The 24,160-nt window shown below is 71.2% G+C and carries 25 protein-coding genes; 11 read left to right on the forward strand and 14 right to left on the reverse strand.

The features are described 5' to 3' along the window. Window positions 1–6: 6 nt before the first annotated feature. From glpB to P0Y41_RS05245, 3 genes are read right to left on the reverse strand one after another with little or no spacing between them, the layout of a single operon-like run. The gene (glpB, locus tag P0Y41_RS05235; protein ID WP_284062914.1) at window positions 7–1,314 is read right to left on the reverse strand and encodes a glycerol-3-phosphate dehydrogenase subunit GlpB; all 1,308 of its coding nucleotides are present in this window, start codon (window positions 1,312–1,314) and stop codon (window positions 7–9) included. Then, window positions 1,304–3,073 (reverse strand): anaerobic glycerol-3-phosphate dehydrogenase subunit GlpA, encoded by a 1,770-nt coding sequence (gene glpA / locus P0Y41_RS05240; RefSeq protein WP_284062915.1) that lies wholly within the window; start codon window positions 3,071–3,073, stop codon window positions 1,304–1,306. The genes glpB and glpA overlap by 11 nt, the downstream gene beginning before the upstream one ends. 44 nt (window positions 3,074–3,117) lie before the next feature. Next, on the reverse strand, window positions 3,118–4,341 hold the full coding sequence (locus P0Y41_RS05245; protein ID WP_284062916.1) for a Cdc6/Cdc18 family protein: 1,224 nt from the start codon (window positions 4,339–4,341) through the stop codon (window positions 3,118–3,120). A gap of 217 nt (window positions 4,342–4,558) precedes the next feature. Between P0Y41_RS05245 and glpK the strand changes: the two genes are divergently transcribed. From glpK to P0Y41_RS05260, 3 genes are all read left to right on the forward strand, one after another. Then, the gene (gene glpK, locus P0Y41_RS05250) at window positions 4,559–6,091 is read left to right on the forward strand and encodes a glycerol kinase GlpK (RefSeq protein ID WP_284062917.1); all 1,533 of its coding nucleotides are present in this window, start codon (window positions 4,559–4,561) and stop codon (window positions 6,089–6,091) included. Window positions 6,092–6,097: 6 nt separating this feature from the next. Further along, complete coding sequence (locus P0Y41_RS05255) at window positions 6,098–7,174, forward strand: DUF7973 family transport facilitator (protein WP_284062918.1); 1,077 nt, start codon at window positions 6,098–6,100, stop codon at window positions 7,172–7,174. A 123-nt stretch (window positions 7,175–7,297) separates the two neighbouring features. Next, window positions 7,298–8,008, forward strand: a complete 711-nt coding sequence (locus P0Y41_RS05260; RefSeq protein ID WP_284062919.1) for a competence/damage-inducible protein A — start codon at window positions 7,298–7,300, stop codon at window positions 8,006–8,008. 98 nt (window positions 8,009–8,106) lie between these two features. Here P0Y41_RS05260 and P0Y41_RS05265 read toward each other — a convergent pair whose 3' ends face one another. The 5 genes from P0Y41_RS05265 to P0Y41_RS05285 all read right to left on the reverse strand — a co-directional run bounded on the left by P0Y41_RS05265 (window position 8,107) and on the right by P0Y41_RS05285 (window position 11,223). Then, window positions 8,107–8,235, reverse strand: coding sequence for a hypothetical protein (locus tag P0Y41_RS05265; RefSeq protein WP_284062920.1), 129 nt, complete (start codon window positions 8,233–8,235; stop codon window positions 8,107–8,109). A gap of 136 nt (window positions 8,236–8,371) precedes the next feature. Further along, window positions 8,372–9,196 carry a 5'/3'-nucleotidase SurE gene (surE, locus tag P0Y41_RS05270; RefSeq protein WP_284062921.1) on the reverse strand — a complete coding sequence of 275 codons (825 nt, stop codon included), beginning with the start codon at window positions 9,194–9,196 and terminating at the stop codon, window positions 8,372–8,374. A 39-nt stretch (window positions 9,197–9,235) separates the two neighbouring features. After that, window positions 9,236–9,607, reverse strand: a complete 372-nt coding sequence (locus tag P0Y41_RS05275) for a PRC-barrel domain-containing protein (RefSeq protein WP_284062922.1) — start codon at window positions 9,605–9,607, stop codon at window positions 9,236–9,238. 121 nt (window positions 9,608–9,728) lie between these two features. Then, the gene (locus tag P0Y41_RS05280) at window positions 9,729–10,811 is read right to left on the reverse strand and encodes a hypothetical protein (RefSeq protein ID WP_284062923.1); all 1,083 of its coding nucleotides are present in this window, start codon (window positions 10,809–10,811) and stop codon (window positions 9,729–9,731) included. 97 nt (window positions 10,812–10,908) lie between these two features. Beyond that, window positions 10,909–11,223, reverse strand: a complete 315-nt coding sequence (locus P0Y41_RS05285; protein ID WP_284062924.1) for a hypothetical protein — start codon at window positions 11,221–11,223, stop codon at window positions 10,909–10,911. A gap of 89 nt (window positions 11,224–11,312) precedes the next feature. Here P0Y41_RS05285 and P0Y41_RS05290 point away from each other — a divergent pair, with 89 nt between their 5' ends. Both P0Y41_RS05290 and P0Y41_RS05295 read left to right on the forward strand, forming a co-directional pair. Then, complete coding sequence (locus P0Y41_RS05290) at window positions 11,313–11,675, forward strand: DUF5798 family protein (protein WP_284062925.1); 363 nt, start codon at window positions 11,313–11,315, stop codon at window positions 11,673–11,675. Between the two features lie 67 nt (window positions 11,676–11,742). Then, window positions 11,743–12,723 carry a PLP-dependent cysteine synthase family protein gene (locus tag P0Y41_RS05295; RefSeq protein WP_284062926.1) on the forward strand — a complete coding sequence of 327 codons (981 nt, stop codon included), beginning with the start codon at window positions 11,743–11,745 and terminating at the stop codon, window positions 12,721–12,723. Between the two features lie 39 nt (window positions 12,724–12,762). On the opposite strand, the gene P0Y41_RS05300 is transcribed toward P0Y41_RS05295, so the two are convergent. The 3 genes from P0Y41_RS05300 to P0Y41_RS05310 form a co-directional block, all read right to left on the reverse strand. Next, on the reverse strand, window positions 12,763–13,200 hold the full coding sequence (locus P0Y41_RS05300; RefSeq protein WP_284062927.1) for a DUF4112 domain-containing protein: 438 nt from the start codon (window positions 13,198–13,200) through the stop codon (window positions 12,763–12,765). Further along, window positions 13,200–13,478: a UPF0058 family protein gene (locus P0Y41_RS05305; RefSeq protein WP_284062928.1), complete on the reverse strand. Its 279-nt coding sequence runs from the start codon at window positions 13,476–13,478 to the stop codon at window positions 13,200–13,202. Before P0Y41_RS05305 ends, P0Y41_RS05300 begins: the two co-directional genes overlap by 1 nt. A gap of 235 nt (window positions 13,479–13,713) precedes the next feature. Continuing rightward, window positions 13,714–13,929 carry a ribbon-helix-helix domain-containing protein gene (locus P0Y41_RS05310; RefSeq protein WP_284062929.1) on the reverse strand — a complete coding sequence of 72 codons (216 nt, stop codon included), beginning with the start codon at window positions 13,927–13,929 and terminating at the stop codon, window positions 13,714–13,716. Between the two features lie 217 nt (window positions 13,930–14,146). On the opposite strand from P0Y41_RS05310, the gene P0Y41_RS05315 reads away from it, so the two are divergent. From P0Y41_RS05315 to P0Y41_RS05330, 4 genes are all read left to right on the forward strand, one after another. Beyond that, window positions 14,147–14,749, forward strand: coding sequence for a sulfite oxidase-like oxidoreductase (locus tag P0Y41_RS05315; protein ID WP_284062930.1), 603 nt, complete (start codon window positions 14,147–14,149; stop codon window positions 14,747–14,749). 113 nt (window positions 14,750–14,862) lie between these two features. Next, the gene (locus tag P0Y41_RS05320) at window positions 14,863–16,221 is read left to right on the forward strand and encodes an isochorismate synthase (RefSeq protein WP_284062931.1); all 1,359 of its coding nucleotides are present in this window, start codon (window positions 14,863–14,865) and stop codon (window positions 16,219–16,221) included. Between the two features lie 339 nt (window positions 16,222–16,560). After that, the gene (locus tag P0Y41_RS05325; RefSeq protein WP_284062932.1) at window positions 16,561–17,688 is read left to right on the forward strand and encodes a M24 family metallopeptidase; all 1,128 of its coding nucleotides are present in this window, start codon (window positions 16,561–16,563) and stop codon (window positions 17,686–17,688) included. Next, window positions 17,685–19,388, forward strand: a complete 1,704-nt coding sequence (locus tag P0Y41_RS05330) for a rhomboid family intramembrane serine protease (protein ID WP_284062933.1) — start codon at window positions 17,685–17,687, stop codon at window positions 19,386–19,388. The genes P0Y41_RS05325 and P0Y41_RS05330 overlap by 4 nt, the downstream gene beginning before the upstream one ends. A gap of 28 nt (window positions 19,389–19,416) precedes the next feature. Here P0Y41_RS05330 and P0Y41_RS05335 read toward each other — a convergent pair whose 3' ends face one another. Next, window positions 19,417–20,106 (reverse strand): METTL5 family protein, encoded by a 690-nt coding sequence (locus P0Y41_RS05335; RefSeq protein WP_284063350.1) that lies wholly within the window; start codon window positions 20,104–20,106, stop codon window positions 19,417–19,419. Next, window positions 20,103–20,522: a DUF7961 family protein gene (locus P0Y41_RS05340; RefSeq protein WP_284062934.1), complete on the reverse strand. Its 420-nt coding sequence runs from the start codon at window positions 20,520–20,522 to the stop codon at window positions 20,103–20,105. Before P0Y41_RS05340 ends, P0Y41_RS05335 begins: the two co-directional genes overlap by 4 nt. Window positions 20,523–20,788: 266 nt before the next feature. On the opposite strand from P0Y41_RS05340, the gene P0Y41_RS05345 reads away from it, so the two are divergent. After that, complete coding sequence (locus P0Y41_RS05345; RefSeq protein WP_284062935.1) at window positions 20,789–21,745, forward strand: transcription initiation factor IIB; 957 nt, start codon at window positions 20,789–20,791, stop codon at window positions 21,743–21,745. A 252-nt stretch (window positions 21,746–21,997) separates the two neighbouring features. On the opposite strand, the gene P0Y41_RS05350 is transcribed toward P0Y41_RS05345, so the two are convergent. Continuing rightward, window positions 21,998–23,659 carry a flippase activity-associated protein Agl23 gene (locus P0Y41_RS05350; RefSeq protein ID WP_284062936.1) on the reverse strand — a complete coding sequence of 554 codons (1,662 nt, stop codon included), beginning with the start codon at window positions 23,657–23,659 and terminating at the stop codon, window positions 21,998–22,000. A gap of 128 nt (window positions 23,660–23,787) precedes the next feature. Here P0Y41_RS05350 and P0Y41_RS05355 point away from each other — a divergent pair, with 128 nt between their 5' ends. Then, window positions 23,788–24,096, forward strand: coding sequence for a DUF7964 domain-containing protein (locus P0Y41_RS05355; protein ID WP_284062937.1), 309 nt, complete (start codon window positions 23,788–23,790; stop codon window positions 24,094–24,096). Window positions 24,097–24,160 lie beyond the last annotated feature (64 nt).

The raw sequence follows: 24,160 nt of genomic DNA on the forward strand, positions 1-24,160 counted from the left end.
TATCGGTCACCCCTCCTCCGCCGCGGACCGTCCCGCAACCAGCCCCGTGGCCAGCGAGACGCCGCTGGCCGATTTCTCGCGCGCTACGTCCGCGCCGCCGACGACGCCGCCGGCGGCGAACAGGTTCCCGAACTCCGGCGACCCGTCGCTCCCCACCGGCCGCAGTCGGTCGTCGGGCTCGACCCCGAAGCGCGCGAACGCGTGGTCGGCGAACGCGCCCTCCTCGGACCACGCCATCCGGTCGTCGGGTGCGGGGACGTGACAGCCGAACACCGCCTCGACCGGCCCATCGCGGTCCGAGTCCACGCCCTTGCCGACCAGCCCGCCCGTCGCGAGCACGTAGGCGTCGGCGCGGTACGGGATCTCCGCCCCGTTGCGGTCGATGTAGACGCGGACGATGTCGCCGTCGCCGTCCGTCTCGTGGTCCACGACCGGGGTCCCGGTCGTCATCGAGACGCCCGCCTCGTCGAGCGCGTCGAACAGCCGGTCCGCCAGCCTGATCCCCGGGAGGCTCGGCGGTCCGGTGGGGATCTCGAACACCTCGGCGCCGAGGCGCTCGGAGAGGTCCGCCCGCACCGCCTCGACCTGCGAGTCGCCAAGCATCGCCGGGAACCCGACGCGCTCGGCGTCGCCGAGGTGGGGGCGCACGCGGTCGGCGAGCCGTTGGCGACTCGTCCGTCCCTCGCCCGCGTCTTCATCGCGTTCCAGGGCGTGCGCCAGCCGCGTCACCGCGGCGTCAGCGCGGTACTCCCCGGGGAACTCGACGGTGACCCCGTCCACGTCGAAGGGGACGCCGACCGCCGCGAGGCGGTCGGCCGCAAGCGGCGCGTCGAAGTCCGTCGCCGCCTCGAAGCCGACCAGCAGGGTCGCGCGGTCGTCGCTGACGAGACCGGGGGCCATGCTCCGGGGGTAGCGGGCGGTCGGCTTCGCCCGCCCCGAGGTCGTCGCCACGAGCGCGTTTCGGTCGGTGTGGCCGCCGCGGTACAGGTCGCCGACGGCGTCGTCGAACAGCGCCAGCCCCGCGCGGAGCGCGTCCGCCCCGACGATCCGGTACGGGTGGTCGGCAGGGAGGTCGTCGATCCCCGCGAACGGATCCGCGAGCGGTCCGGGCGCCGCGTCGGTCCCGGCGTCGTCAGCGTCGTCGCCGTCCGGGTTCGGGTAACCGAGCGCGTCGATCAGCCCGCTCGCCTGCCGGAGCGTGCTCTCGTTGGCGGAGATCAGGTGGACGTGCGCGCCGTCGCGGGCGGCCGACAGCGCCGCCGTCGCGCCGGCGAGCCCGCCACCCACGACGACCACGTCCGCCTCAATCGCCACCGCGGTCACCCCCGGGGGCGTCGTCGCCGGCGGGCGCACCGCCGTCCGCGGCCGCCGGTCCGGTCGGTCCGCCGGAGTCGTCCGCCGCCGCGTTCGGACCGCCCGCGTCGAACGCCGAGAACTCCTCGGGAGCGGCGCCGTCGCGGTTCATGGTCGTGGCGTGCAGCAGGTGGTTGAGCATCGCCTGCGAGAGCTGTTCGCCCCACAGGGCGTGGCGCTGGCCCTTCCATCGCTCCTGCCACAACTCGTCGAGCGCGGCGTCGACGGTGTCGCGGTCGAACGCCTCCGCTGCGTCGTGGAGTTCGTTCGCCATCCGGTGGGCGCAAAAGCCGCCCTGGCAGTTCCCCATCGACGCGCGGGTCCGCAGACGTACCGCGTTCAGGTCCGTTCCCGATTGGGAGATTGCGTCCTGTAGCTCCGCGCGGGTGACCGCCTCGCACTGGCAGACGACGGGGTTCGGCCGGTCGGTGTCCAACACCTCGTCGGCCCGGCTTCCGAGTCGCTGGACGCTCCGGCGACCGACCGGCGATCGCAGGCCGAACTCGTCCATGTAATCGCGCAGCACCGAGAAGTCCTCGCTCCCGGGGAGCGGCTCCTCGGCGGTCGTGCACTCGGCGTCGACGCCGAGCACGTCGCAGACGTGATCGGAGATCTGCTCGGCCATCAGCCGGTAGGTGGTGAACTTCCCGCCGACGATGGAGGTCATCCCCGGCAGGCCGTCGCGCTCGTCGTGATCCAGCAGGAAGAAGTCGCGCGTTATGTCGGTAGGGTCCTCGGTGCCGGTGCCCGGCGGCTCGTACAGCGGGCGGACGCCCCAGTACGAGCGGATCGTCCGGGCGTCCGTCAGCATCGGGACGAGCTCCGACAGCTCCTCGATCATCAGGTCGACTTCCCACGCCTCCTCCGGGTAGTCCTCGGGGTCCTCAACCTCCTCGTCGGTCGTCCCGAGGATGCAGGTCGTCTCGTGGGGCACGACGATGTCGGCGTCGCCCTTCGGCTTGCAGCGGTTGATCACCGTGTCGACCTCGCGGACGTTCATCACCGTCATCACGCCCTTGCTCGGCCGGACCTCGACGGTCACGCCGGCCATGTCGCCGACTCTGCCCGCCCACGCGCCCGTCGCGTTGACCACGTGGTCGGCGTAGATCTCCTCGGTGCCGCCCTCGCGACCGTGGACGCGCTTGCCCGCGCCAGACTCGTGGGTCACCTCGACGCCCGCCACCTCGCCGTCCTCCACGAGCACGTCGGTGACCGGCGAGAAGGTCTCGATGCGCGCGCCGTGTGCATGCGCGTCGGCCGCGTTGGCGACGCACAGGCGGAACGGGTCGACCGCGCCGTCCGGCACCCGGATCGCCTTGTCGATGTCGCCCGCGAGGAACGGCTCGACCTCCCGCGCATCCTCGGCGGTGAGGACCTCCGCGGGGATACCGCACTCGCGACAGCCCTCCAGCTTTTCTTGGAAGTACTCCTCGGTGTCCTCCGGACGCTTCACGAACAATCCGCCCGTCAGCTCGACGCAGTGGCTCGCGATGTCGCGCAACACCCGGTTCTCCTCGATACACTCACGGGCGCTGGCCTGGTCCGAAACGGCGTAGCGGCCGCCGCTGTGGAGCAGCCCGTGCATCCGCCCCGTCGTTCCGTGTGTGAGGTTGCCCTGCTCGACGAGCGTCACGTCGACCCCGCGAGTGGCTAGATCGCGCGCCACGCCGCAGCCGGTCGACCCGCCCCCGACGACGAGCACCTCGGTCCGTTCGCTCATATCTCTCCCCGTTATCACGTCTCACGGTCGGGCAGACCATTATGTTATCGGTTACTCGGTAGTGATCGTAGAGATATACCCGACGGCGCGCTCACGCGGACGCCCGCTCGGTTCGGCGCCGGACCAGCCGCCCGAACGCGAGCGTGGGGAACCGCGGATCGACCCGGCTCGGGGGCGACCCGGACCCCGGCGTCATCGACCCGGACGCGCTCGACGACGCCGGTCTCGGCGAGTTCGTAGAGGAACCGTTCGACGGTTGCGGCCGTCAGGTCGAGGCGGTCGGCGATCCGTACGGCGCACTCGCCGACCGGCGCGCGCTCGTCGGGCGGGAGGTCGACGAGGCACGCCAGCGTCCGAACCCGGTTATCCGGGAGTGCGAACACCCGCCCCAGCGGGACGCACGGCCACGGGACGGCGGCCATCCCCGCCTCCACGTCCGCGTCGTCGACAGCGGGGTCGCCGTCCTCGGACGCGGACTCGACGGCGCCTAACAGCGCCGAGAGCGCGACCCCGGCGTCGCCCTCCGCCCACTCCGCGAGCCGGCGGATCGCTGAGTGCGCGAGCGCGCCCTGCCCGAGTCCGGCGTCGGCCCGCGCCGCGAGGACGTCAGTGAGTGCCGCGCGGGAGTACGGGTCCACGTCGATCACGTCGGCGTCGGCCGGAACGCCGACTTCCTCGGGCTCGGCCCGCCCGATGGCGAGCCACGCGAACGCGCCGTCGACGCCGTCGAGGCGGTCGGCGACCGTCGCCACGTCCACCGTCTCGGGCTCGCCGACGTGGTCGGCCACGACCACGACCGGGCCGGCGCCGCGGACGCACCGCTCCAGTCGCTCGTGGAGCTCGTCGGTGCCGACGCCGCGGCGCGGAACCGACTCGGCGACGAGCGCGTCCAACACCGCGTGGGCGAACTCGAACGCCGAGTCGTCGGCCCGCAGGTCGACGCGGACGAACGAGACGTCGGGTGCGCTCCCGCCGCGCGTCGTGGTGAAGACAGCGTCGCGCGGCGGGGAGAGCGACGCCGACAGCCGCTGTGCGAGGGCGACCGTCACGGCGGACTTCCCCGTGCCGCCGGGCCCGTGGAGGTATCCGTTCGGCGGGGCCCGTCCGTCGAAGACGGGGTCGAAGTGGTCGAGCAACCGCTCGATGAGCGGTCCTCGGCCGATCGGTTCCTCCGGGTGCCAGATCGGGCTCAACTGTTGCTCGTCGAGCACGAACCTGTTGCGGTCGCCGGTGCGTTGACGGCGGGCGATTCGGTCCTCGATGTTCATATCTCGTGGGTTCTGGGTGGTGGTGTGCGCCCGGAGGCGCTCGTTGCCGACCGTTAGTCGGGTGGGGTTCTAATCGGCCCGGTTCTCGGTCAGCCGGGCCGACACACTATGTTTACTGGTGCTTGGTTAGTACCAGTAACGTTTATAATCGTTCACTATATATCACTTGGTATCGGCGTCCCGCCGGAGCGGGACTCCGCACGGAGGATACCCATACATGCCAGACACGTACGTCGGCGCGATCGATCAGGGAACGACAGGGACGCGATTCATGGTGTTCGATCACGCCGGACAGGTGGTCGCCAACGCCTACGAGAAACACGAGCAGATCTATCCGGAGCCGGGGTGGGTCGAGCACGACCCGACGGAGATCTGGGAGAACACGAAGGCGGTCGTCACGGCGGGGCTCGCCGACGCGGGGCTGGAGGCGAGCCAGCTGGAGGCGCTCGGGATCACCAACCAGCGCGAGACGACCGTCGTATGGGACGCCGACAGTGGCCGACCCGTCCACAACGCGCTCGTCTGGCAGGATCGCCGCACCACCGACCGCGTCGAAGAGCTGCAGGCCGAGGACAAGGTCGAGTGGATCCGCGGCAAGACGGGCCTCGAAGCGGACGCGTACTTCTCGGCGACCAAGACAGAGTGGATCCTCGACAACGCCGAGCCGCTGAAGCTGCAGTCGTCTCGCGGGGGCGGCCTCCGCAAGCGCGCCGAGGCGGGAGAGCTGCTGATGGGCACGATCGACAGCTGGCTCATCTACAACCTGACGGGCAACCACATCACCGACGTCTCGAACGCCTCGCGGACGATGCTGTACAACATCCGCGATCTGGCGTGGGACGACGAACTGCTCGCGGAGTTCGACGTGCCCGAGTCGATGGTGCCGGAGGTCCGACCGTCGTCCGACGAGTCCTACTACGGACACACGGACGCCGACGGCTTCCTCGGCGCCGAGGTCCCCGTCGCGGGCGCACTGGGCGACCAGCAGGCCGCGATGTTCGGCCAGACGTGCTTCGACGAGGGCGACGCGAAGAACACCTACGGCACCGGGTCGTTCTACCTGATGAACACCGGCACCGAGGCGGTCGAGTCCGACCACGGGCTCCTCACGACGATCGGCTTCCAGCTGTCGGGCGAACCCGTCCAGTACGCGCTGGAGGGGTCGATCTTCGTCACCGGCGCCGCCATCGAGTGGCTCGAGGACGTCGACCTCATCAACAACGCCGCCCAGACAGCGGAGCTCGCGCGGTCGGTGGACTCGACCGACGGCGTCTACATGGTCCCGGCGTTCACGGGGCTGGGCGCCCCGCACTGGGACGGTCGCGCCCGCGGCACCATCGTCGGGATGACCCGCGGGACCCGCAAGGGCCACATCGTCCGGGCGACGCTGGAGGCGATCGCCTACCAGACGCGTGACGTTGCCGAGGCGATGGAGGCCGACTCCGGCGTCGAGACCACCTCGCTTCGGGTGGACGGCGGCGCGGTCAAGAACGACTTCCTGTGCCAACTCCAGTCGGACATCATTCAGACCGAGATCGCGCGCCCCGAGGTCGACGAGACCACGGCGCTCGGCTCGGCGTACGCCGCCGGCCTCGCCGTCGGGTACTGGGACTCCGTCGACGACCTGCGGCAGAACTGGCAGGTCGATCGGGAGTTCACCCCCGAGATGGAGGGGGCGGACGCCGACGCGATGTACGACCGGTGGGGAGACGCCGTCGAACGCTCGCTGAACTGGGCCACGGAGGACTGATCGTGCATGCACGACCTGCTACTCCAGGTTCCCCTCCTCGGAATGGAGTGGGAACCGTTCGTGTTGCTGCTCATCACGGCGCTCGCGGGCGGTGCGTTCGGCGCCGCCATCGGCGCGCTGCCAGCGTTCATCTTCACGGGCTTCGTCGTCTTCCTGGGTGAGGGGCTCGCGATCCTCCAGCGGGAGATCGGCACACTCCCCGGTGTCAACGGGGGCGAGCTCGCGGCCGGAGTGACCGGGGTGATCGGCTTCGGCGCCGTCACTGGACCGCACATCGCCTTCGCCGGCGGCGTCGCCGCCTCCGCGTACGCGGGCAAGAAGTACCCCGAGATGGAGCCCGAGGGGTGGGACTACCACTTCGGGAAGAACATCCTGTACGCGTTCGGCACCAAACCTGACATCCTCGCGGTCGGCGCCGTCTTCGGCGTACTCGGGATGTTCATCAACCAGATCGGCGCCGCGATTGGGACTCCCACGGACACGATCGCGCTGTCGGTCGTACTCACGGCGCTGATCGCCCGCGTCGCGTTCGGCTACCCGCTGGTCGGCAAGGCCGCTGGCGGGGGCCTGCTCGACATGTCGCCGTTCGAGCGGGAGGAGCCACGCGCCGCCGCCGACGGCGGCGAGATCCCCGAAGAGCACGCGGGGCGGCTCGCCACCGAACCGTGGCTACCCCACCAGTACAAGTGGGCGGGCGTCGCGACGATCGGCCTCGTGGGCGGCATCCTCGGCGGGTACATCTGGATTCAGACGGGGAGCATCTTCCTCGGCTACGGCATCTCGGCGATCAGTCTGCTGTTCCTCCAGTTGGGCGTCGAGAAGATCCCGGTCACCCACCACATCACGCTCATCGGCGCCGTCGGCGCGGTCGTCGTCGACCCCATCGCCGGGAGCGTCGTCGCGCTGCTGGCCGCGGGGGCCTTCGGCATCATCAGCGGACTGCTGGGAGAAGTGACCCAGCGGCTGCTGTACGCCCACTCCGGTACCCACGTGGACCCGCCCGCGATGGCGATCGCCATCGCGATGCTCGTCATCGCGGTGCTGTCGCTGCTGGGCGTCATCCCCAACGCGGGCTACCTCTGAGTCGCCAGCCGATCGAACGGCGTCGCCGGCGAACGCCGCGACGCCCCTCGCGCCCCGGTTCCTCCCTCCCTCGCGGGACGTTCGCCGCCGAACTTATCCCCGCGAGCGACCTCTCCACGCCCGATGAAGGTCGCACTCGTCACCGTCGGCGACGAACTCCTCGCGGGCGACACCGCGAACACGAACGCCTCGTGGCTCAGCGAACGGCTCACCGCCAGCGGCGTCGCCGTCGAGCGCGTGACGACCGTCCCCGACCGCGTCGACGACATCGCGGGCGTCGTCGGGGAGTACCGCGACGCCTACGACGCGGTGCTGGTCACCGGCGGCGTCGGTCCGACGCACGACGACGTGACGATGGACGGCGTCGCCGCCGCCGTCGGCGCCGACCTCGCGGCCAACGACGAGGCCCTCGCGTACCTCACCGAGCACGGCGGCTACGCGGCCGAGGACCTCACTGAAGGGACCACGCACCTCCCGGCGGGCGCACGCGTCATCCACAACGAGGAGGGCGTCGCGCCGGGCTGTGTGATCGATTCGGTGTACGTGTTCCCCGGCGTTCCCGTCGAGATGAAACCGATGTTCGAGTCGGTGGCCGCGGAGTTCACCGGCGACGAACCGCACACGGCCGTCGTCGAGACCGATGAACCCGAATCGCGTCTGCTCGACCGGCTCGCGACGGTGCGCGAGCGGTACGACGTCGCGGTCGGCTCCTACCCCGGCGACACAGTCCGGGTGAAGTTCACGGGCACCGACGAGGCGCTCGTCACCGACGCCGCCGACTGGTTCCGCGAGCGCGTCGAGACGGCGGAGTCGCCGCCGGCGGCCGAGGACTGAGTGAGAGGCGAGAGTCTCCGGATCGCGGAGTTGCCGATGCCGTCACGGTCGCGACGCGACGCGTCGGGGCGGCGCTACTGGGTCGGATTCGGCTCAGCTTAGCGGTAGAGGTACGCGAGCCAAACGGCGACGACCACGATACTCACGACCAGCACGACCGACGCGGTCAGCGTCGTCGGGAGCGCGACCTCGGACCCGGATTCGGCGGCAAGCGGAAGCGGATTCATGCGCGGGAGTGGGACCGAACGCCGTATAAACGTGTATATCCCGGGCAGCGACGCCGCCGGCTGGGGACGAATCGAGACGGGTGGAGATGCGATGTGACGAGGTGAGCCGAGATGCGAGGAGAGGAGACGGCGCGGCTCAGTCGTCGGTCGCGGCGGGGGCCGACGCCGGGTCGTAGCGGTCCGCGATGGCGTCGAGCGCCTCGTGGTGGCGGGTCGTGTGCGGCGCCGTCAGCGGCGACACGGAGATGCGGCCCTCGACGACGGCGCGCCGGTCGGTGCCGACCGGGTCGGGGATGTCGCCCGACTGCATCCGGTCCCACGTGCGGTCGATCAGGTCCACGTGGTCGCCGTCGCGCTCGGCGGTCATGTCGTACAGCGTCGAGGGACGGGTGACCTCCATGCCAGTCGCAGCGCCCTCCGGCGTCCACGGCGCGTTCACGTTCAGGTAGTCCGCCTCCTCGAACACGCCGGCGTCGGGAGCGCGGTCGGCGAGGTAGCGCGTGACGGCCGCCGCCCCCCGGTAGTCCGCCAGGTCCGAGGCCTTCCTTCGCCAGTCGTCGCCGCTGCCGCCGGGGACGTACAGCGAGACGGCGATCGCGGGCACGCCGAAGAACGCCGCCTCGACCGCCGCCGAGACGGTGCCCGAGCGGCCGAGGACGTACGCGCCGATGTTGGCGCCCTTGTTGCACCCGGCGACGACCATGTCCACGTCCGGGCACAGCGACTCCAGCCCGGCGACCGTGCAGTCGGCCGGCGTGCCCGCGATGGCGTAGCCCAGTTCGTGCTCGCGGACCTCGACGCGCCGCGAGAGTTTGCGGCCGACGGCCGATTGGTCGTCTGCGGGCGCGACCGCGACGACCTCGCCGATCGTCGAGAGCGCGTCGTACAGGGCTCGAACGCCCGGGCTCTCGATGCCGTCGTCGTTCGTCAGGAGGAATTTCGGGGCGTCGCTGGCGCTCATCGTCCGCACGTCGGTCGGACCCGTCAAAAGCGCGCCGCCTCAGACGATCGGGTCTTCGTCGGCCGACGCGTCCCCGCGAGCGGGGGGGTCGTCGCGGTCGCCTGGGTCGGTGTCGGGCGCGCGTCCGTCGCCGCGTGCGCCCGGGAGCGGAAGCGCCGCCTCGCGCGCGGCGCTCCGGAGGACGATCGCGTCGCCGACGCCCCGGACGAGGCGGTACGGGACGCGTACGCCCGCGGCGGCGCTCGGCAGCCCGCCCACGGTCTCCTCGGCGACATCCGAGAGCGCGAGCGCGACCGAGCCGCCCGACTCGAGGTCGACGAGCACGTCGGTCACTCGGCCGACGCGCGCGCCGTCCGCCGTGAACACCGCCGTGTTCGCGAGGTCCGTCACCGGCGTGGTGTCGGATGGCATGATAGTCCGACCTTCGCTGCCTGTCACTTAACGTCTTCTCAGATCGGGCGAGGGGACGGAGCCTTCTGGTCGCTGTCGGGACTCGACTGTCGTCTCTCGCGGCCGTCGCCCGACGAGCATGTCAGTACGTCCGCAGGTCGAACGCGAGCGCCGCGAGCCGGTCGCGGAGGGCGGGCCCGCCGAGGAACGATCCCCGCGGACTGGCGCCGTACTCGCCGTCCGGACGGGGCGCGGCGGCGTCGCCGTAGCGGTCGATCTCGGTGACGAGGCGCAGCCGGACGGTTCGCACGTCGCGACGGTCGACGCCGACGTCCACGTCGAGGTGGCGGTCGTCGATGACGCGCAGGAGGCGGCCGGTGTCGCGGTCGAGCGTCGCCCGAACCGCCGCGTCGTCGTGGATCGCCTCGACGGGGACGAACGGCAGCGGCACCGCCTGTGCGTACGCCTCGGCGCCGGACAGCCGGTACGTGACGGTCGCGCCGTCGCGGTCGTGTTCGGCCCACGACGCCCGATGCGGACGGATCGGCTCGCCGAACAGCGGGCGGTCGAAGTCGGACACCGGTGCCGTTCCGGCGTAGCCGCCGTCGACCGTCACGGGGTCGCCGACGGCCTGCGGGGGCGCGTCGCGGTCGTACGACAGCCGCCCGTCGTCCGCGTGGAACACGAACCGCTCGGGCAGCGTGGCCGGGTCGGCGAGGGTGGCGTCGACGAAGTGGATGTACGCGTTGATCGTCGCGTACGGGGTGAGCGTCCGCGAATCGACGCCGTCGCGCTCGCGGTCGAGGCGCACTACCCCGTTCCCGAACGTGGTGAGCGCGTGAGTGTGTCGCCGACGCGAGTGCTCGTGGAGTTCGCGGTGGCGCGTCAACGGATACGGCGCCTCCCCTGTCCAATCGGAGGCCATCGCGACGCGCGTCACCGACCGATGGTCTGCCTCGAACAGGTGGCGGACGGCCGCGAGGACGCGCTCGCGCGGGGTCGGGTCGGCGCCGAGGTCGCCGTCGGGCGGTCCCGGGTCGTACGGCCGAACGTCGGCGACGCGGGCGGCGCCGTAGCCCGTCGCCGTCGCCGCGGCCGCGCCGACGCCCGAGAGGAAGCGCCGTCGATTCACCGGTTCCCCGCAGCCGTCGTTTCCGCGGCCACTGTCTCCGTATCCGCCGTCCCAGTTGCCCGGCCCGAAGTCGGCTGGCTCTCGATCCGCCATCGGCCGGCGGCCCGCGAGCTATCGGCCTCCGGGTCCGTCCACACGATCCGGAGGGTTCCGGGGGAATCGACGGGAACCCGGAGCCGCGCGCCCGGCGTCAGCGGGAACGCGGCCAGGGGGTCGCCGAAGTCGCCGCCGCCTGGGTCGGCGTCCGAGTCGCCGACCCACAGTCGCTCGACGCGCTCCCCTCTTCCGGGGAGACCACGACGACGAGCCCACCGGTGTTGTCGGCGGTGAGTCGGTTCCCCCGGGCGAACTCGACGACGTACGCGTCGTCGTCGGGGTCCCAGTCGACTTCGAAGAAGGCGTTCGGCGGCGTCTCGGGGTAACCGTCCGTGGAGGGCGGGGAGGGCGCGAGCCCGCAGCCGGCGAGCGCCGCCGGCGCGGCCGCGAGGACCGTTCGTCTGTACACGGCCCGAGGTACGGACTCAGGGTGGTAAATCCCACGGCGTCGCAACCGCGGACCGCAACGCACAGGGGCCCCGCGCGACAGCCCCCGATATGGGATTCGGAAGCACGGCCAAGAAGCTCCAGACGGTCGCCGACCTCGCCGAGAAGCTGTACGCCAAGGTCAACGAGATCCGCGAGCGCGTCGAGGCGATGCAGGGAGCCGTCCAAACCACCGAAGAGCGAGTGAAGACGCTCGAACGCGACCTCGCCGAACAGCGCGCGATCGTCGAGGCGATCGCGGAGGCGCAGGACGTCGACGTGGACGCGGTACTCACGGAGGTATCGGACGAGGCGGACACGCCGGACGAGGCCGGCGCGGAAGACGCCGACACCGTGGGCACCGACGGTGACGCGAACGCCGACGGCGACGACACTGGTGCCGTCGACGGCGACGACAGCGCCACGGGCGCCTGAGGAACCCGCCCCAACGGGGCCAGACTCGATAGAAAGATACGTGTTCGTCGGCAATCGTTGCCAGCCTATGACCGCCCACCGCGAACCCCTCGACTCCGTGCTGGAGACGATCGGGGAGACGCCGCTCGTCCGGGTCCACGCCGCGCCCGACGGGGTCCCGGTGTACGCCAAGCTGGAGTCGTTCAACCCCGGCGCGTCAGTGAAAGACCGGATCGGCGCGTACATGCTCGAACGGATGCTGGAGGAGGAAACGATCTCCCCCGGCGGCACCGTCATCGAGCCGACAGCGGGCAACACCGGCATCGGCTTTGCGGTCGCGGCGGGCCAGCTCGACGTGAACGCCGTGTTCGTTGTGCCCGAGCGCTTCAGCGTGGAGAAACAGCAGCTCATGCGCGCGCTCGGCGCCGAGGTCGTCAACACGCCGACCGAGGACGGCATGGGGGGCGCGATCGAGCGCGCACACGAACTCGCCGAGGAACTCGACGACGCGGTCGTTCCCCAGCAGTTCGCCAACCCGCTCAACGCCGAGGCGCACTACGCGACGACCGCACCCGAAGTGTTCGACGCGCTCGACGGCGAGGTCGGCGCTATCGTCGCCGGGATGGGGACCGGTGGGACCCTGATGGGGATGGCCGACTACGCCCGCGAGCGGGGGTCGGACGCGCGGATCGTCGGCGTCCAGCCGGAGGGGTCGACGTACGGCGATCTGTTCGGCGAGGACGCCGAGGAGGGCGAGTACAAGACCGAGGGGATCGGCACCCACGACGTGTCGACGAACGAGCTGGTCGATCCGGAGAAGCTCGACGACCTCAAGACCGTCTCCGACCGTGCGGTCCACGCGGAGATGGCTCGGTTAGCGCGCGAGGAGGGGCAGTTAGTCGCCTCCAGCGCGGCCGCGAACTCGCTGGCGGCGATCGAGGTCGCCGAGGAGATCCGCGACGGCGCCGTCGACGTCCCTCACGAGACGGTCGTCACGGTGTTTTGCGACTCCAGCGAGCGATACCTCTCGAAGGGCGTGTACCGGGACTTCGAGGAGTGGACTGGGTAGCGTGCCCGACAGTCGGGGACCGCACCCGAGCGGGCGGAGTCAGGACTCGCGTTCCAACTCCCGTTCGAGCAGCCGGACGTTGTGGCGATTGAGCTTCACGACCGCGTCGAGGGCGTCGCCGACGATCGGGACCGAGCCGACGAGGAGGTCGAGCCCGACGTACAGGAGCATCCGCGCGAGCGTTCGCTTTCGGGCGCCGAGCCGGAACGCCTCCCAGACGACGAGGAGCGCGAGCAGCGTCGCAAGGAGGTCACCGAGCACGGGGACCACGCCCGCGAGCGCGTCGACGCCGACGCGGTAGCGGACGACGGGCAGCCGGATCGCGTCGTCGAGCAGGTGTGCGACGCGTCTGGCACGTCGGAGCCGGCGGGCGCCCGCGGGAGTCCGCGTCAGCGACTCGGCCGGCCGGTCGGCGAGCGGGAGTCCGCCGTCGCTCGCCGCCGCGGCGTCCGGTCGGTCGCCTGCCGAGGGCGCCATCAGAGCTTGGACTCGGCGTCGTCCGCGAGTTCCTCCATGCGCTTGCCGACGCGCCCGGCGTTGGAGAACTCGTCGTCGGTCATGGCGGTCGCGAGGGCGTTGCCGAGCACGAACACGGCGTGTTTGTGCTCGCTCTTGGACTTGTGGACGTGCGAGGGGTCGACGCTCAGCTCGTGGTACGGCTCGAACAGCGCCTCGTCGACCTCCTCGCGCTCGGAGAAGTGCTCCATGATGGTGACCATCTGTTCGTGGAGTTCGAGGAGTTCGTCCTTGTGCATGGGCGTGGATTGGCTACTGTGTGAGTTAAGCGTTGTTCGTGGGGTAGTCGCACGCTCGGCGGTATCGCGGCCACGTTCGGTGCGAACGCGAGGCCACCGTCGTGAGGTATCCGTCGCGACGCACACGTCCCGAAACGCAGGCGCCGGATCGACCGCTCGGCGGGGAGAGAATATCGGCGGAGGAGGGAGTCTGGATCGTGGAGGACCGAAATCTGCCGTTCGACGGACGGCCCGCTCAGAACACGTACTCGTCCTCGTGTCCCATCATCCCGTCGTCTTCGAACCCCGGCTCCGTCTCGTTGTCCTGCGGACCGCTCGTCTTGTACGCCTTCATCCCGGTTGAGATCAACTCCTCGATCGCTTCTTCGCGGTTGACGAACTCACCCTGTTCGACCATCTGGGCGATCTGCATCTCGAGGTGCTCCGGGACCGTGATCTCGACTTTCGGCATCTACGCGGGGCTTGACGGACGTAGTATTTAAAACCAGCGGGGGATGCTTGCGTCTGTAGAAAGGGATGTTTTGAGCCTGCGCGGAACAGTTTACGTTTGTGAAAGGTATCTTTGTCGAATCCGGGACGCTCGCAACCCGCGAGTCGCGTCCGCGCGGGCCGCCGATCCGGTCGCCCGGAGCCGACAGCCTCAGGTGAGCGCGGCGGCTGTTCGACGTATGAGCAGCGAGGTCACCGACTACACGGACCTCTTCGAGGAGTTCTCCGACGAGCGGCTCCCGCCTGGGCAGCGGAAGACCGACCGGTTCCCGGTGCTGTCGAAGTCGGGGACGCCCGACTGGCACCGCGACGACTGGCGCTTCGAGGTGTGGGGCGCCGTCGACGAGGACCTGACGTTCACGTACGACGAGTTTCGCGACCTCCCCGCCGAGACGCAACGGCAGGACTTCCACTGCGTCACCGGCTGGTCGAAGTTCGACTGCGAGTTCACCGGCGTCACGTTCCCGCAGTTGGCCGAACTCGCCGGCGTCCGCGACGACGCCGAGTGGGTCATGTTCCACGCGCTCGACGGCTACACGACCGACCTCCCGCTGGCCGAGTGCGACCGCGAGGAAGTGCTGTTCGCCTACGACTACGACGGCGAGCGACTGCCGGACGATCACGGGGGACCGTTGCGGGTCGTCACGCCGCACAAGTACGCGTACAAGGGCGCCAAGTGGGTGACCGGCGTCGAGTTCCTCACCGAGTCCGAGCGCGGGTACTGGGAGAAGCGAGGGTACTCCGACACCGCGAATCCGTGGGAGGAAGAGCGGTACAGCTAGAGCGAGGCGGAGCGAGCCGTGGGCGGTCTTCGGTCGGCGTCGCGACGGCGGCGGTGCCGGCGGGACCCTCCAGAACCAACGGCGTAAAGAGCGGCCCGCCCCAATCACGGCTAATGAACCCGCCGGACGGCGAGGTCGGCGCCGCGCTCGCGCCCGACGCGGACGCGGCGCTGGTGAGCCGGAGCTGCGAGGTGTCGGACATCTCTTTCGGGTCGTTCCTCGCGGCCGGGGACCGCCACCGGATCCACTGGGCGGCCCCAGACGGGCTCGAAGTGGTCGGCGGCGGCGCGGCCGCTCGGCTCACCGCCGACGCCCCCAACCGCTTCGCGTCCCTGCGGAACGACGCCGAGACGCTGTTTTCGTCCGTCGACCACGAGGGGCCGGCGGCGACGCGCCCGCGCGTCTTCGGCGGCCTCTCGTTCGGTCCGGACCACGACCCCGAGGGCGTCTGGGCGGGCTTTCCCGCCGCGGCGTTCACGCTCCCGGCCGTCCAGCTCACCCGCGTCGACGACGGCACGTACCTCACCGTGACGCAGTACGGACCCGATGCGGACGCCGACGGCGTCGAGGACGCGCTGGCGGTCGCCCGCGACCGCCTCGACGACCTCCCGATGATGCGCGCCCGCGGCGAGAAGCCGGGCGTCGTCGGCACGGCGTGGCTCGTCGACCGCGACGAGTGGACCGCCCAGGTGGCGAGCGTGATCGACCGCATCCGCGGCGGCGACCTCCGGAAGGCGGTGCTGGCGACGGCGCTGCGCGTCGACCTCGGCGACGGGATCGACATCCCCGACACGCTGGGTCGCCTCCGGCGAACCTATCCCGAGTGCTACCGGTTCCTGATCCAGCCGACCGGCGAGAAGGGGTTCTTCGGTCCGCCGCCGGAACGGCTGGTCCGCCGCGACGGCGAGGTGGTCGAGACGGAGGCCCTCGCGGGGTCGATGCCGCGCGGCGACACGCCCGAGGCGGACGCCGAGCACGCGCGCTCGCTGCTCGAATCGGACAAGCTCCAGCACGAACAGCGGCTCGTCGTCGACACGATCTGCGAGCAACTGGACGCGTTCGGCACCGTCGGGGAGGGCGAGCAGGGCGTCCGCAAGCTCACCAACATCCAGCACCTCCAGACGCCGATCACCGCCGTTCTCGACGGCGACACACACGTCCTCGAACTCGTCGAGGCGCTCCACCCCACACCCGCGGTCGGCGGGCTCCCGCTCGATCTGGCGCTGGAGACGATCCGCGAGACGGAGACGTGGGACCGGGGATGGTACGCGTCGCCGGTCGGCTGGTTCGACGCCGCCGGCGACGGCGAGTTCGCGGTCGGCATCCGGTCGGGCGTCGCCGGCGGCCGCGAGGCGACGCTGTTCGCCGGCAACGGCATCGTCGGCGACTCCGACCCCGCCGACGAGTGGGACGAGCTCCAGCCGAAGGTGCGGCCGATCATGGACGAGTTGGAGCGCGAGCCCGAGCGGTAGCGAGGCCTCGGTTCGGCGAACGGCGCGAGCCGTGAGCAGGCGCGAGACGCGAACGGAGCGAGCGTCTCGGATACGCGAGCGGGGAGGAACGACCCGCGAGCCACGGCGACGACTGACCGCGGTCGGCGGCGACCGCCCCCGCGCGGCCTCAGATCGCGGTCTGGCCACCCGCCTGCCGAACCACTAACACCTCCGCCCGCGTGCGTCGACCATGAGCGACGCAGGCGAGGTCGAGGAGTCGACACGGCGGTCGTCGAGGAGAAGGTCGCGGCCGCGCGGGAGGCGGTCGCTGCCAGCGAGGACGCGGACGCGTGGCTGTCGATCGGCCGCGAGACGGACGTGAGCCCGGAGCCGTGTTTCCCGTACCTGCTCGGCTTCGACGTTGTGTGGCCCACTGCGGTCGTCGTCGGCCCGGCGTCGTCGGCGGTCGTGCTCGGGCGCCACGACGCGCCGACGGCCCGCGATCTGGGGGTCCACGAGGTGCGCGCGTACGATGAGTCGATCGCCGGGGCGCTGCGCGACGTGCTCGACGGGATGGACGCCGAGCGCGTCGCGCTCAACTACGACCGCGACGACGTGGTCGCCGACGGGCTCTCGCACGGGCTCTTTCTCCAACTGCGAGACTACCTCCCCGACCGCGAGTTCACGAGCGCGAGCGACTTGATCCGGCGACTGCGCGGGGAGAAATCCGAGACCGAGTACGAGCGCGTCCGGGCGGCCGCCGCCGAGACCGAGGAACTGCTCCAGACCGCGACGGCGACGTGGACGCCGGAAACGACCGAACGGGAGTTCGCCGAGTTCCTCCACGAGCGAATGGCCGAGCGCGGACTCGACTCCGCGTGGGCGTGGGACTACTGCCCGACCGTCCACATGGGCGACCGCGAGGTCGGCCACACCCTGCCGGGCGAGCACACCGTCGACCAGGGGGAACTGCTGCACGTCGACTTCGGGATCAGACGCGACGGCTACGCCTCGGACATCCAGCGACTCTGGGTCCGCGGGGAGGCGAGCGCCGGTCTCCGCGAGGCGTTCCGCGACGTGCGCGCCGCCATCGACGCCGGGCACGACGCGCTCGGGCCGGGTGCGGTCGGCCACGAGGTCGACGCCGCCGCGCGCGAGGCGCTCACTTCCCGGGAGTGGCCGGCCTTCGAGCACGCCTTCGGCCACCAGGTCGGGCGCGCGGCCCACGACGGGGGACCCTGCTCGGGCCGGAGTGGGAGCGCTACGGGGAGGCGCCGCGCCACGAGGTGCGCCCGGGGGAGGTGTACACGATGGAGCTGGGCGTCGCGACCGAGTGGGGGTACGTCGGACAAGAAGAGATGGTCCGCGTCACCGAGGCGGGCGCGGAGTGGGTGGTGCCGCCGCAGACGGAACTGCGGACGCTGTGATCCCAGGGGCCGACCCCGACGACGAGCGACCCCCCGGAGCGGCACGGTGAAGTGCGGCGGGTGCGGACTCCCGGTGTGAATTTCGACCTCGCGCTCGGCTCCCGCGCGGCGGTCGTCGTCGCCGCGATCCTCGCGGTCGTCGCGACGGTCGCGCTGGACCGCCTTGCCGGCGGCGACCGCGCCGCAGTCCTCCGGCGTCGACTGATCCTCGGCGTCCCGTGGGGCACCCTCACCGTCGCGGCGCTCGTGCTCGCGGTGTATCTATTCGTGCAGGGCGGGTGGGATCACTGGTACCGTCCCGTCGTCGTCCCGTTTCGCGCGTGGTCGTACTTCGCCCCGCTGGGCGTGGCCGTCTCGGGGTTCGCGCACTCCGGACCGGGCCACCTGCTCGGAAACCTCTTCGGGACGCTCGCGGTCGCACCGCTGGTCGAGTACGCCGTCGGGCACTTCCCGCGCGAACGCGGGTCGTCCTCGTTCGGGTCGGCTCGCGACACCCCCTACGTCCGCGCGTTCGTGCTGTTCCCCGCGGCGACGGTCGCCGTCGGGTTCGTCTCGGGCGCGTTCGCGCTCGGCCCCGTGATCGGCTTCTCCGGCGTCGTCTTCGCGTTCGTCGGCGCCGCGCTGGTGTACTACCCGCTCGGGACGGTCGTCGCGCTCTCGGCGTCAGGGCTGCTCTCGACGGCCTACCGCGCGCTCTCCTCGCCGGTCGTCGAGGCCAGCGGACGCCCGGCGTACATCTCCCCGTGGTGGGCCGACATCGCCATCCAGGGGCACGCGCTCGGGCTGCTCGTCGGCGTGCTCGCGGCGGCGTGGCTGGCGGCCGCTCGCGGCGACGATCTTCCGCGGCCGCGACGGCTCGCGTTGGGGGCGCTGCTCGTCGGCGTAGAACAGTCGCTGTGGGCGGTGTACTGGTACCGCGGCGGCGAGACGTACGTCCTGTTTCGCGCGATCGGCCTCGCGGCGGTGGCGCTGCTCGCGGTGTTCGTGGCGGCGCTGGCCGTCGACCGGAGGGCGCCGTCCGCAGACACCGTCCGAGAGGCGTTACGCGGTCTCACGCCCCGCCGGGGGTCGGTCGCCGCCCTGCTCGTCGTCCTCGCGGCGCTGTCGGGGCCGGCCGTGTTCGTGAACCTCGTCGCCGTCGACGACGAGCCGCTTCCGGGCGACCCGGTCGAGGTCCGCGGCTACAGCGTCACGTACGCGGAGAACGTCGAAAACGGGATGGTGTCGGTGATCGACGTGGACGCGTTCGGCGAGACGACGAGCGTCACCACCTCCGGGGTCGTCGTTCGCAACCCCGACCGCGGCGTCTGGACGACCGCCGTCTCGAAGGGCAGGCTCGCCTTCTCGGGGCGCCAGCGAGTGGTCGTCGGCGGCGTCGGCTGGCGCGAGGTGGTCACCGTCACCCGCCGCGGCTGGACGACCGTCGGCGGCGACGGACCCGCCTACCGGGTGACGCTGGCTCACGGCAACGAGACGACGCTCGCGTTCCGCTCGAACGCGTCGACCGCGGAGCCGCAGATCGGGGGGCGCAACGTCTCGGTCGCTCCCACGGACGCCGGCTTCGAGCTGCTCGTCGAGGACGGGAACCGGAGCGTTCGCGCGCCGATCCCCGGCGAGAACGAGACGGTCGCCGCCGGCGGCCTGACGTTCGTGCGCGACGGCCGGGCCGTGTTCGCGCTCGCGGGCGAGGTGACGGGCAACGTCTCCGCGGGGAACGCCACGGCGCCGACGCGGGTGCGAGTAGCGACGAGAGAGCGGTACGGCGGACGAAACGGCTGACCCGGACCGACGGACATCACCTCGCCCGTCAGGCGTCGCCGGCGCCGTCGCCGCTGTCGTCGCCGTCGCCGGTGCGGTCCCACTCGATGCGGAACACTTCGGCGTCCACGTCCGCGGACTCGCTCGTCTGATGCTCGAACGTCCGGTCGAGCGTGAGCGTCGCGGCGAACGCGTCGGTCACCTCGCCGCCCGCGTCGGCGGCGAACGACTCGACGAACTCGCGGCTGCCGGCATTGTGGACAGAGTAGGAGACGTCAGCCAGGTCGGCCACCGCTCCCAGAAACGCGCGGTCGGCGTGTTCGTTTCCGGTCTGCGCGCCGAACGGCGGGTTCATGATCGCGGTGATCGGGCCGTCTGCGGCGAGTCGCTCGCGCGCGAGCGGCGGCCGCGTCGCGTCCGCGCACAGCCAGTGGACCTCGGTGCTGGCGCCGACGCGTCGCTCGTTCTCTCGGGCGACCGCGAGGGCGCCGACGTCGAGTTCGACGCCGATCACGCGCGCGGCGCCCCGGAGCGCGGCGCCGAGTGCGAACATCCCCGTGCCCGCGCCGAGGTCGACGACCGTCCGACCGGCCACGTCGCCGCGGAGGTCCGCGAGGTGGACGACGTGAGCGGCCACGTCGGCGGGCGTGGGATACTGTTCGAGGCTGGCGGTCGGGTCGGCGAAGCCGGCGACGACCGCCAGTTCTCCTCCAGCGCGCGGCGGCTCGACACGCTTCAGGCGCCGACGCCGTCGGTTCGGTCGCCGAACACGTCGCCCTCGACGGTGAGCGAGACGCCCTCGCGGTCGGCGCGCTCGGCGAGCGCGTCCAGCGCCGGGCGGACCTTCGCCGGGTCGGCGACGGCGCCGGGCTCGACGACGAGTTCGCCGGCGCCGAGGTGGCTCGCGGCGCGCAGCAGCGACCGGAGCCGGTCGGCCTCTCGCTGGGTCTCGATAGAGCAGTCGGCGCCGAACTCCGCCTCGACGCGGAGACCCGCCGGAACGTACCCCTCGTCGGCCAACGCCGCGCGGAGGTCGCGGAGGTCGTCGGGCGCGGTCGACAGCAAGGCGTCGGCGTCGATGGTGACCGGCTCGGCATCGACCGACTCGGCGGTCGCGACGGCCCGCTGGACGTGCGTGGGCGACTGAGTGCTCATACATCACCGTCTGTCTGGTAATACTAAAGCGTTTGTGAATGTCTAGGAGTTATCAATCGGCGGCAGATCCTTCCCTGGGTGGATATCCCCGTCAACCCAGATCCCGGTATCCGATATTCGACCGGATCTGGGGGGTCACATAGCTATCGGTTCGTCAGACACCGCTAATACGCCCGATAGGGCCGGATATGGGGTTTCTGCTGGGCGAATCGACTCATCGTCCTCGCCCAAAGAGTTAAATACGAGCCGCGACAGAAGACTTATTAATGGAAGGTCCGAGCCGACAGCGACAGCGAGAGGCGGGCGAGTCGGAAAAACAGTCGGACGAGCAGCTCACGTGTCCGGAGTGCTCCAGCGACGACGTCGTGATGGACGCGGACCAGGGGGAGTTGGTCTGTGACGACTGCGGGTTGGTTCTCGACGAGCGTCAGATCGATCGGGGGCCGGAGTGGCGGGCGTTCAATCACTCCGAGCGGCAGTCGAAGTCGCGGGTGGGCGCGCCCGTGACCGAGACGATGCACGACAAGGGCCTGACTACCACGATCGACTGGAAGGACAAGGACGCCTACGGGCGCTCGCTCAGCTCCGAGAAGCGCTCGCAGATGCACCGCCTGCGCAAGTGGCAGGAGCGCATCCGCACGAAAGACGCGGGCGAACGCAACCTCCAGTTCGCCCTCTCTGAAATCGACCGCATGGCCAGCGCGCTGGGCGTCCCCCGCTCGGTCCGCGAGGTCGCCTCCGTCATCTACCGCCGCGCCCTCAAAGAAGACCTCATCCGCGGCCGCTCCATCGAAGGCGTCGCCACCGCAGCGCTGTACGCGGCGTGTCGCCAAGAGGGCATCCCCCGCTCGCTCGACGAGGTCGCCGAGGTGTCCCGCGTCGAGCAGAAGGAGATCGGCCGGACCTATCGATACATCTCCCAGGAGTTGGGGCTCGAACTGAAGCCGGTCGACCCCAAGCAGTTCGTCCCCCGCTTCGCCTCCGCCCTCGGTCTCAGCGAGGAGACGCAGGCGAAGGCGACCGAGATCATCGACGTGTCCGCCGAGCAGGGACTGCTGTCGGGGAAGTCGCCGACGGGATTCGCCGCGGCGGCCATCTACGCCGCGTCCCTGCTGTGTAACGAGAAGAAGACCCAACGCGAGGTCGCCGACGTCGCCCAGGTCACCGAAGTCACCATCCGCAACCGCTATCAAGAACAGATCGAAGCGATGGGCTTCCGCTAACACGGCGTCGACTCGCAGACAGTCCCCAAGCGAACGTTTTTCTCGGATCCCGGGACCACCCCCGCCATGATCTGACTGCTGCCGCGCGGCGGTCAGCGGGTGCGGGGCCGACCGAGAGGTGGTCTCCGTGCGAACGGCGCGAGCCGTCCGCGCGTGCGGTCTCCCGTCGCGTGTCGCGTCGTCGGTTCTCTCCCGGCCGGAGGCACCTCAGACGGCGCACCGACCGCCTGTCAGCTATCCGTCCAGCGGCGCTCACGTCTCGACGAACACGACGACCTGCCGGTCCCACAGCCCCAACCGGAGGTCGTACTGCCGGTAGCCGTCCCCGAGATTCGTGTTCACCGCGACGCGGCGGGCTGGCGTGGTGATCACGACCGGCGGCGCGTCGGCGCCGAACTCGGCGGCCGTGCGGACGCTCGTCGTCTCCGCGTCCACCCGTTCGAAGTACCACTGGAGCGGGAGCCGCGCACCCCACGCGTCGCGGTCCGCGGCGGCGACCGGCGGGAGCGCGTACTCCTGTTCGGTGTACAGGCGGTCGCCGACGTACGCCGCGTCCGCGCCGCCGCCGCTGCTGTCGCGGATCGCGGCTTCTGCGGCCGCGAGCGTCGCATCGACGTCGCCCGACGGCTGGGCAAACTGCGAGAACTCGGAGCCGGGTTCGGGATCGGCGTACACGCCAGCGGCCGTCGCGCCGTAGCCGACGACCCCCGCCGAGGCGACGAGCAGCGCCGCGACGAGCCACGCGGGGTCACTCGCGCGAGCGTGGGATCGGAGGCCGCGCGCGATCCACGCGAGACCGACGGCGCCGGGAAGCGCGAGCAGCGGCACCACGTGGACCGCGGTCCACGGTTCGACGCCCATTGAGGCGACGGGGAACGCGAGCAGTCCGAGTCCGGCGGCGTAGGCACCGAAGGCGACGACGCCGCGAGTGTCGGGGGTGTAGCGATCGCGGAGGAACCCGACGAGCCCGAACAGCAGCGCCGGCCACGCGGTCGCGACGACCGTTCGGACGTAGCCGGCGACCGCCGGGAGGAAAGAGTTGCCGTCGGCCGGAGGCGTCAGCCGCGCCGCGAACCGAAGCGCGACGAACCGCTCCGGCGCCTCGACGAACGCGAACGCCACCGCCGCGGGCAGCGTCGCGGGGGACCACAGCCCCGGTTCGACGCCGCCGCCGCGCGGGGCGAACACCAGCAGCGCCGCCCCGAGGAACACGAACAGCGCGCGAGCCAGCGTCGTCGACTCGGCGCGAAGCCACGCGAGGCCGGCCGCGAGGCGCGCGTGTGCCGCTGCCGGCACGCCCTCGACGCGCGTCTCGTCTAACACGAGCGCGCCGGCGACGAGCCACAGCGGGAGGTACGCGGCGGCGAATCCCGAGGACCCGAGGGTGAGCGCGAGCGCCGCCGCCGCCACGTAGATCGGCCACCGTGCGCCGGTGGTTCGGTGGCGAACGAGCCCCCCGACGACGACGAGGCCAAACGCCGCCGCGAGTACGTCGCCGCGGAGGAACCGCGAGTAGTAGACGAGCAGTGGCGACCCCGCCAGGAGCGCCGACAGCGCGACCGTCTCGTCGTCGCGCAGCGGGCCGCGAAACAGCAGCGCTGCCGCGGGGAGCAGCCCTCCCGCAAGCGCGACCGCCGAGCGGGCGGCCGCGTCCGAGGAGCCGAGGAGGGCGATGGCCCAGCGAGTCGAGAGGTACACGACCGGACCGCCGGCGGCCGGGCGGTACGAGTACACTCCCGTCTCGAGGTACCGAAGGGTCCAGTAGCCGACGCGCCCCTCGCTCCAGTGAAACGGGCGAACGCCGAGGAACGCAAAGCGGGCGACGAGCGCGAGCGCGACGACGGCCGCAACCGCGAGGACGGTCCGGTCGATCCCCTTCGACCGCGTCGCCCCGGTGCCGTCGCCGTCGGACATACCCGGCCGTGTCCCCGCCGCGGTAGTAGGTCTTCGGGTTTTTCTTCGCCGTCGACGGCGTGGAGGGCCGTGGAAGCTGCGCTCCCCGAGGCGACACGCTCTTTCCGAACGGTCGCCGAGGGTCGAGTATGTCGCTGGTCGCATCCCTGCCGGGCCGTCCGCTCACGGACGGCGAGATCGCGTCGCTGAACCGCGCCGACTCCGTCGAGCTCGCCGTCGCCGTCGAGAGCGACACCGACTCCGAGGCCGCCGAGGCGAACGCGGCGGCCGACGGCGCAGAGGGGCTCCTGCTGGCGACCGACTCGTGGGTGAAGGGCATCGACTTCCTCGGGGGCGCCTGGGAGGTCGTCGAATCGGTCGACATTCAACACGAGGAGGACCGCTACGACGCGCTGCGGGCGTGTGAGGACGCCGTCCGTGCGAACCGCGCTGAGTGACTCGGTCGACCCGGACTGAATCTGCCGTCGCAGGGTGAGGCGGTCAGGTAGCGGCTGGCCGCCG

Source organism: Halobaculum halobium, assembly GCF_030127145.1.
GTDB classification, from domain to species: Archaea; Halobacteriota; Halobacteria; order Halobacteriales; family Haloferacaceae; genus Halobaculum; species Halobaculum halobium.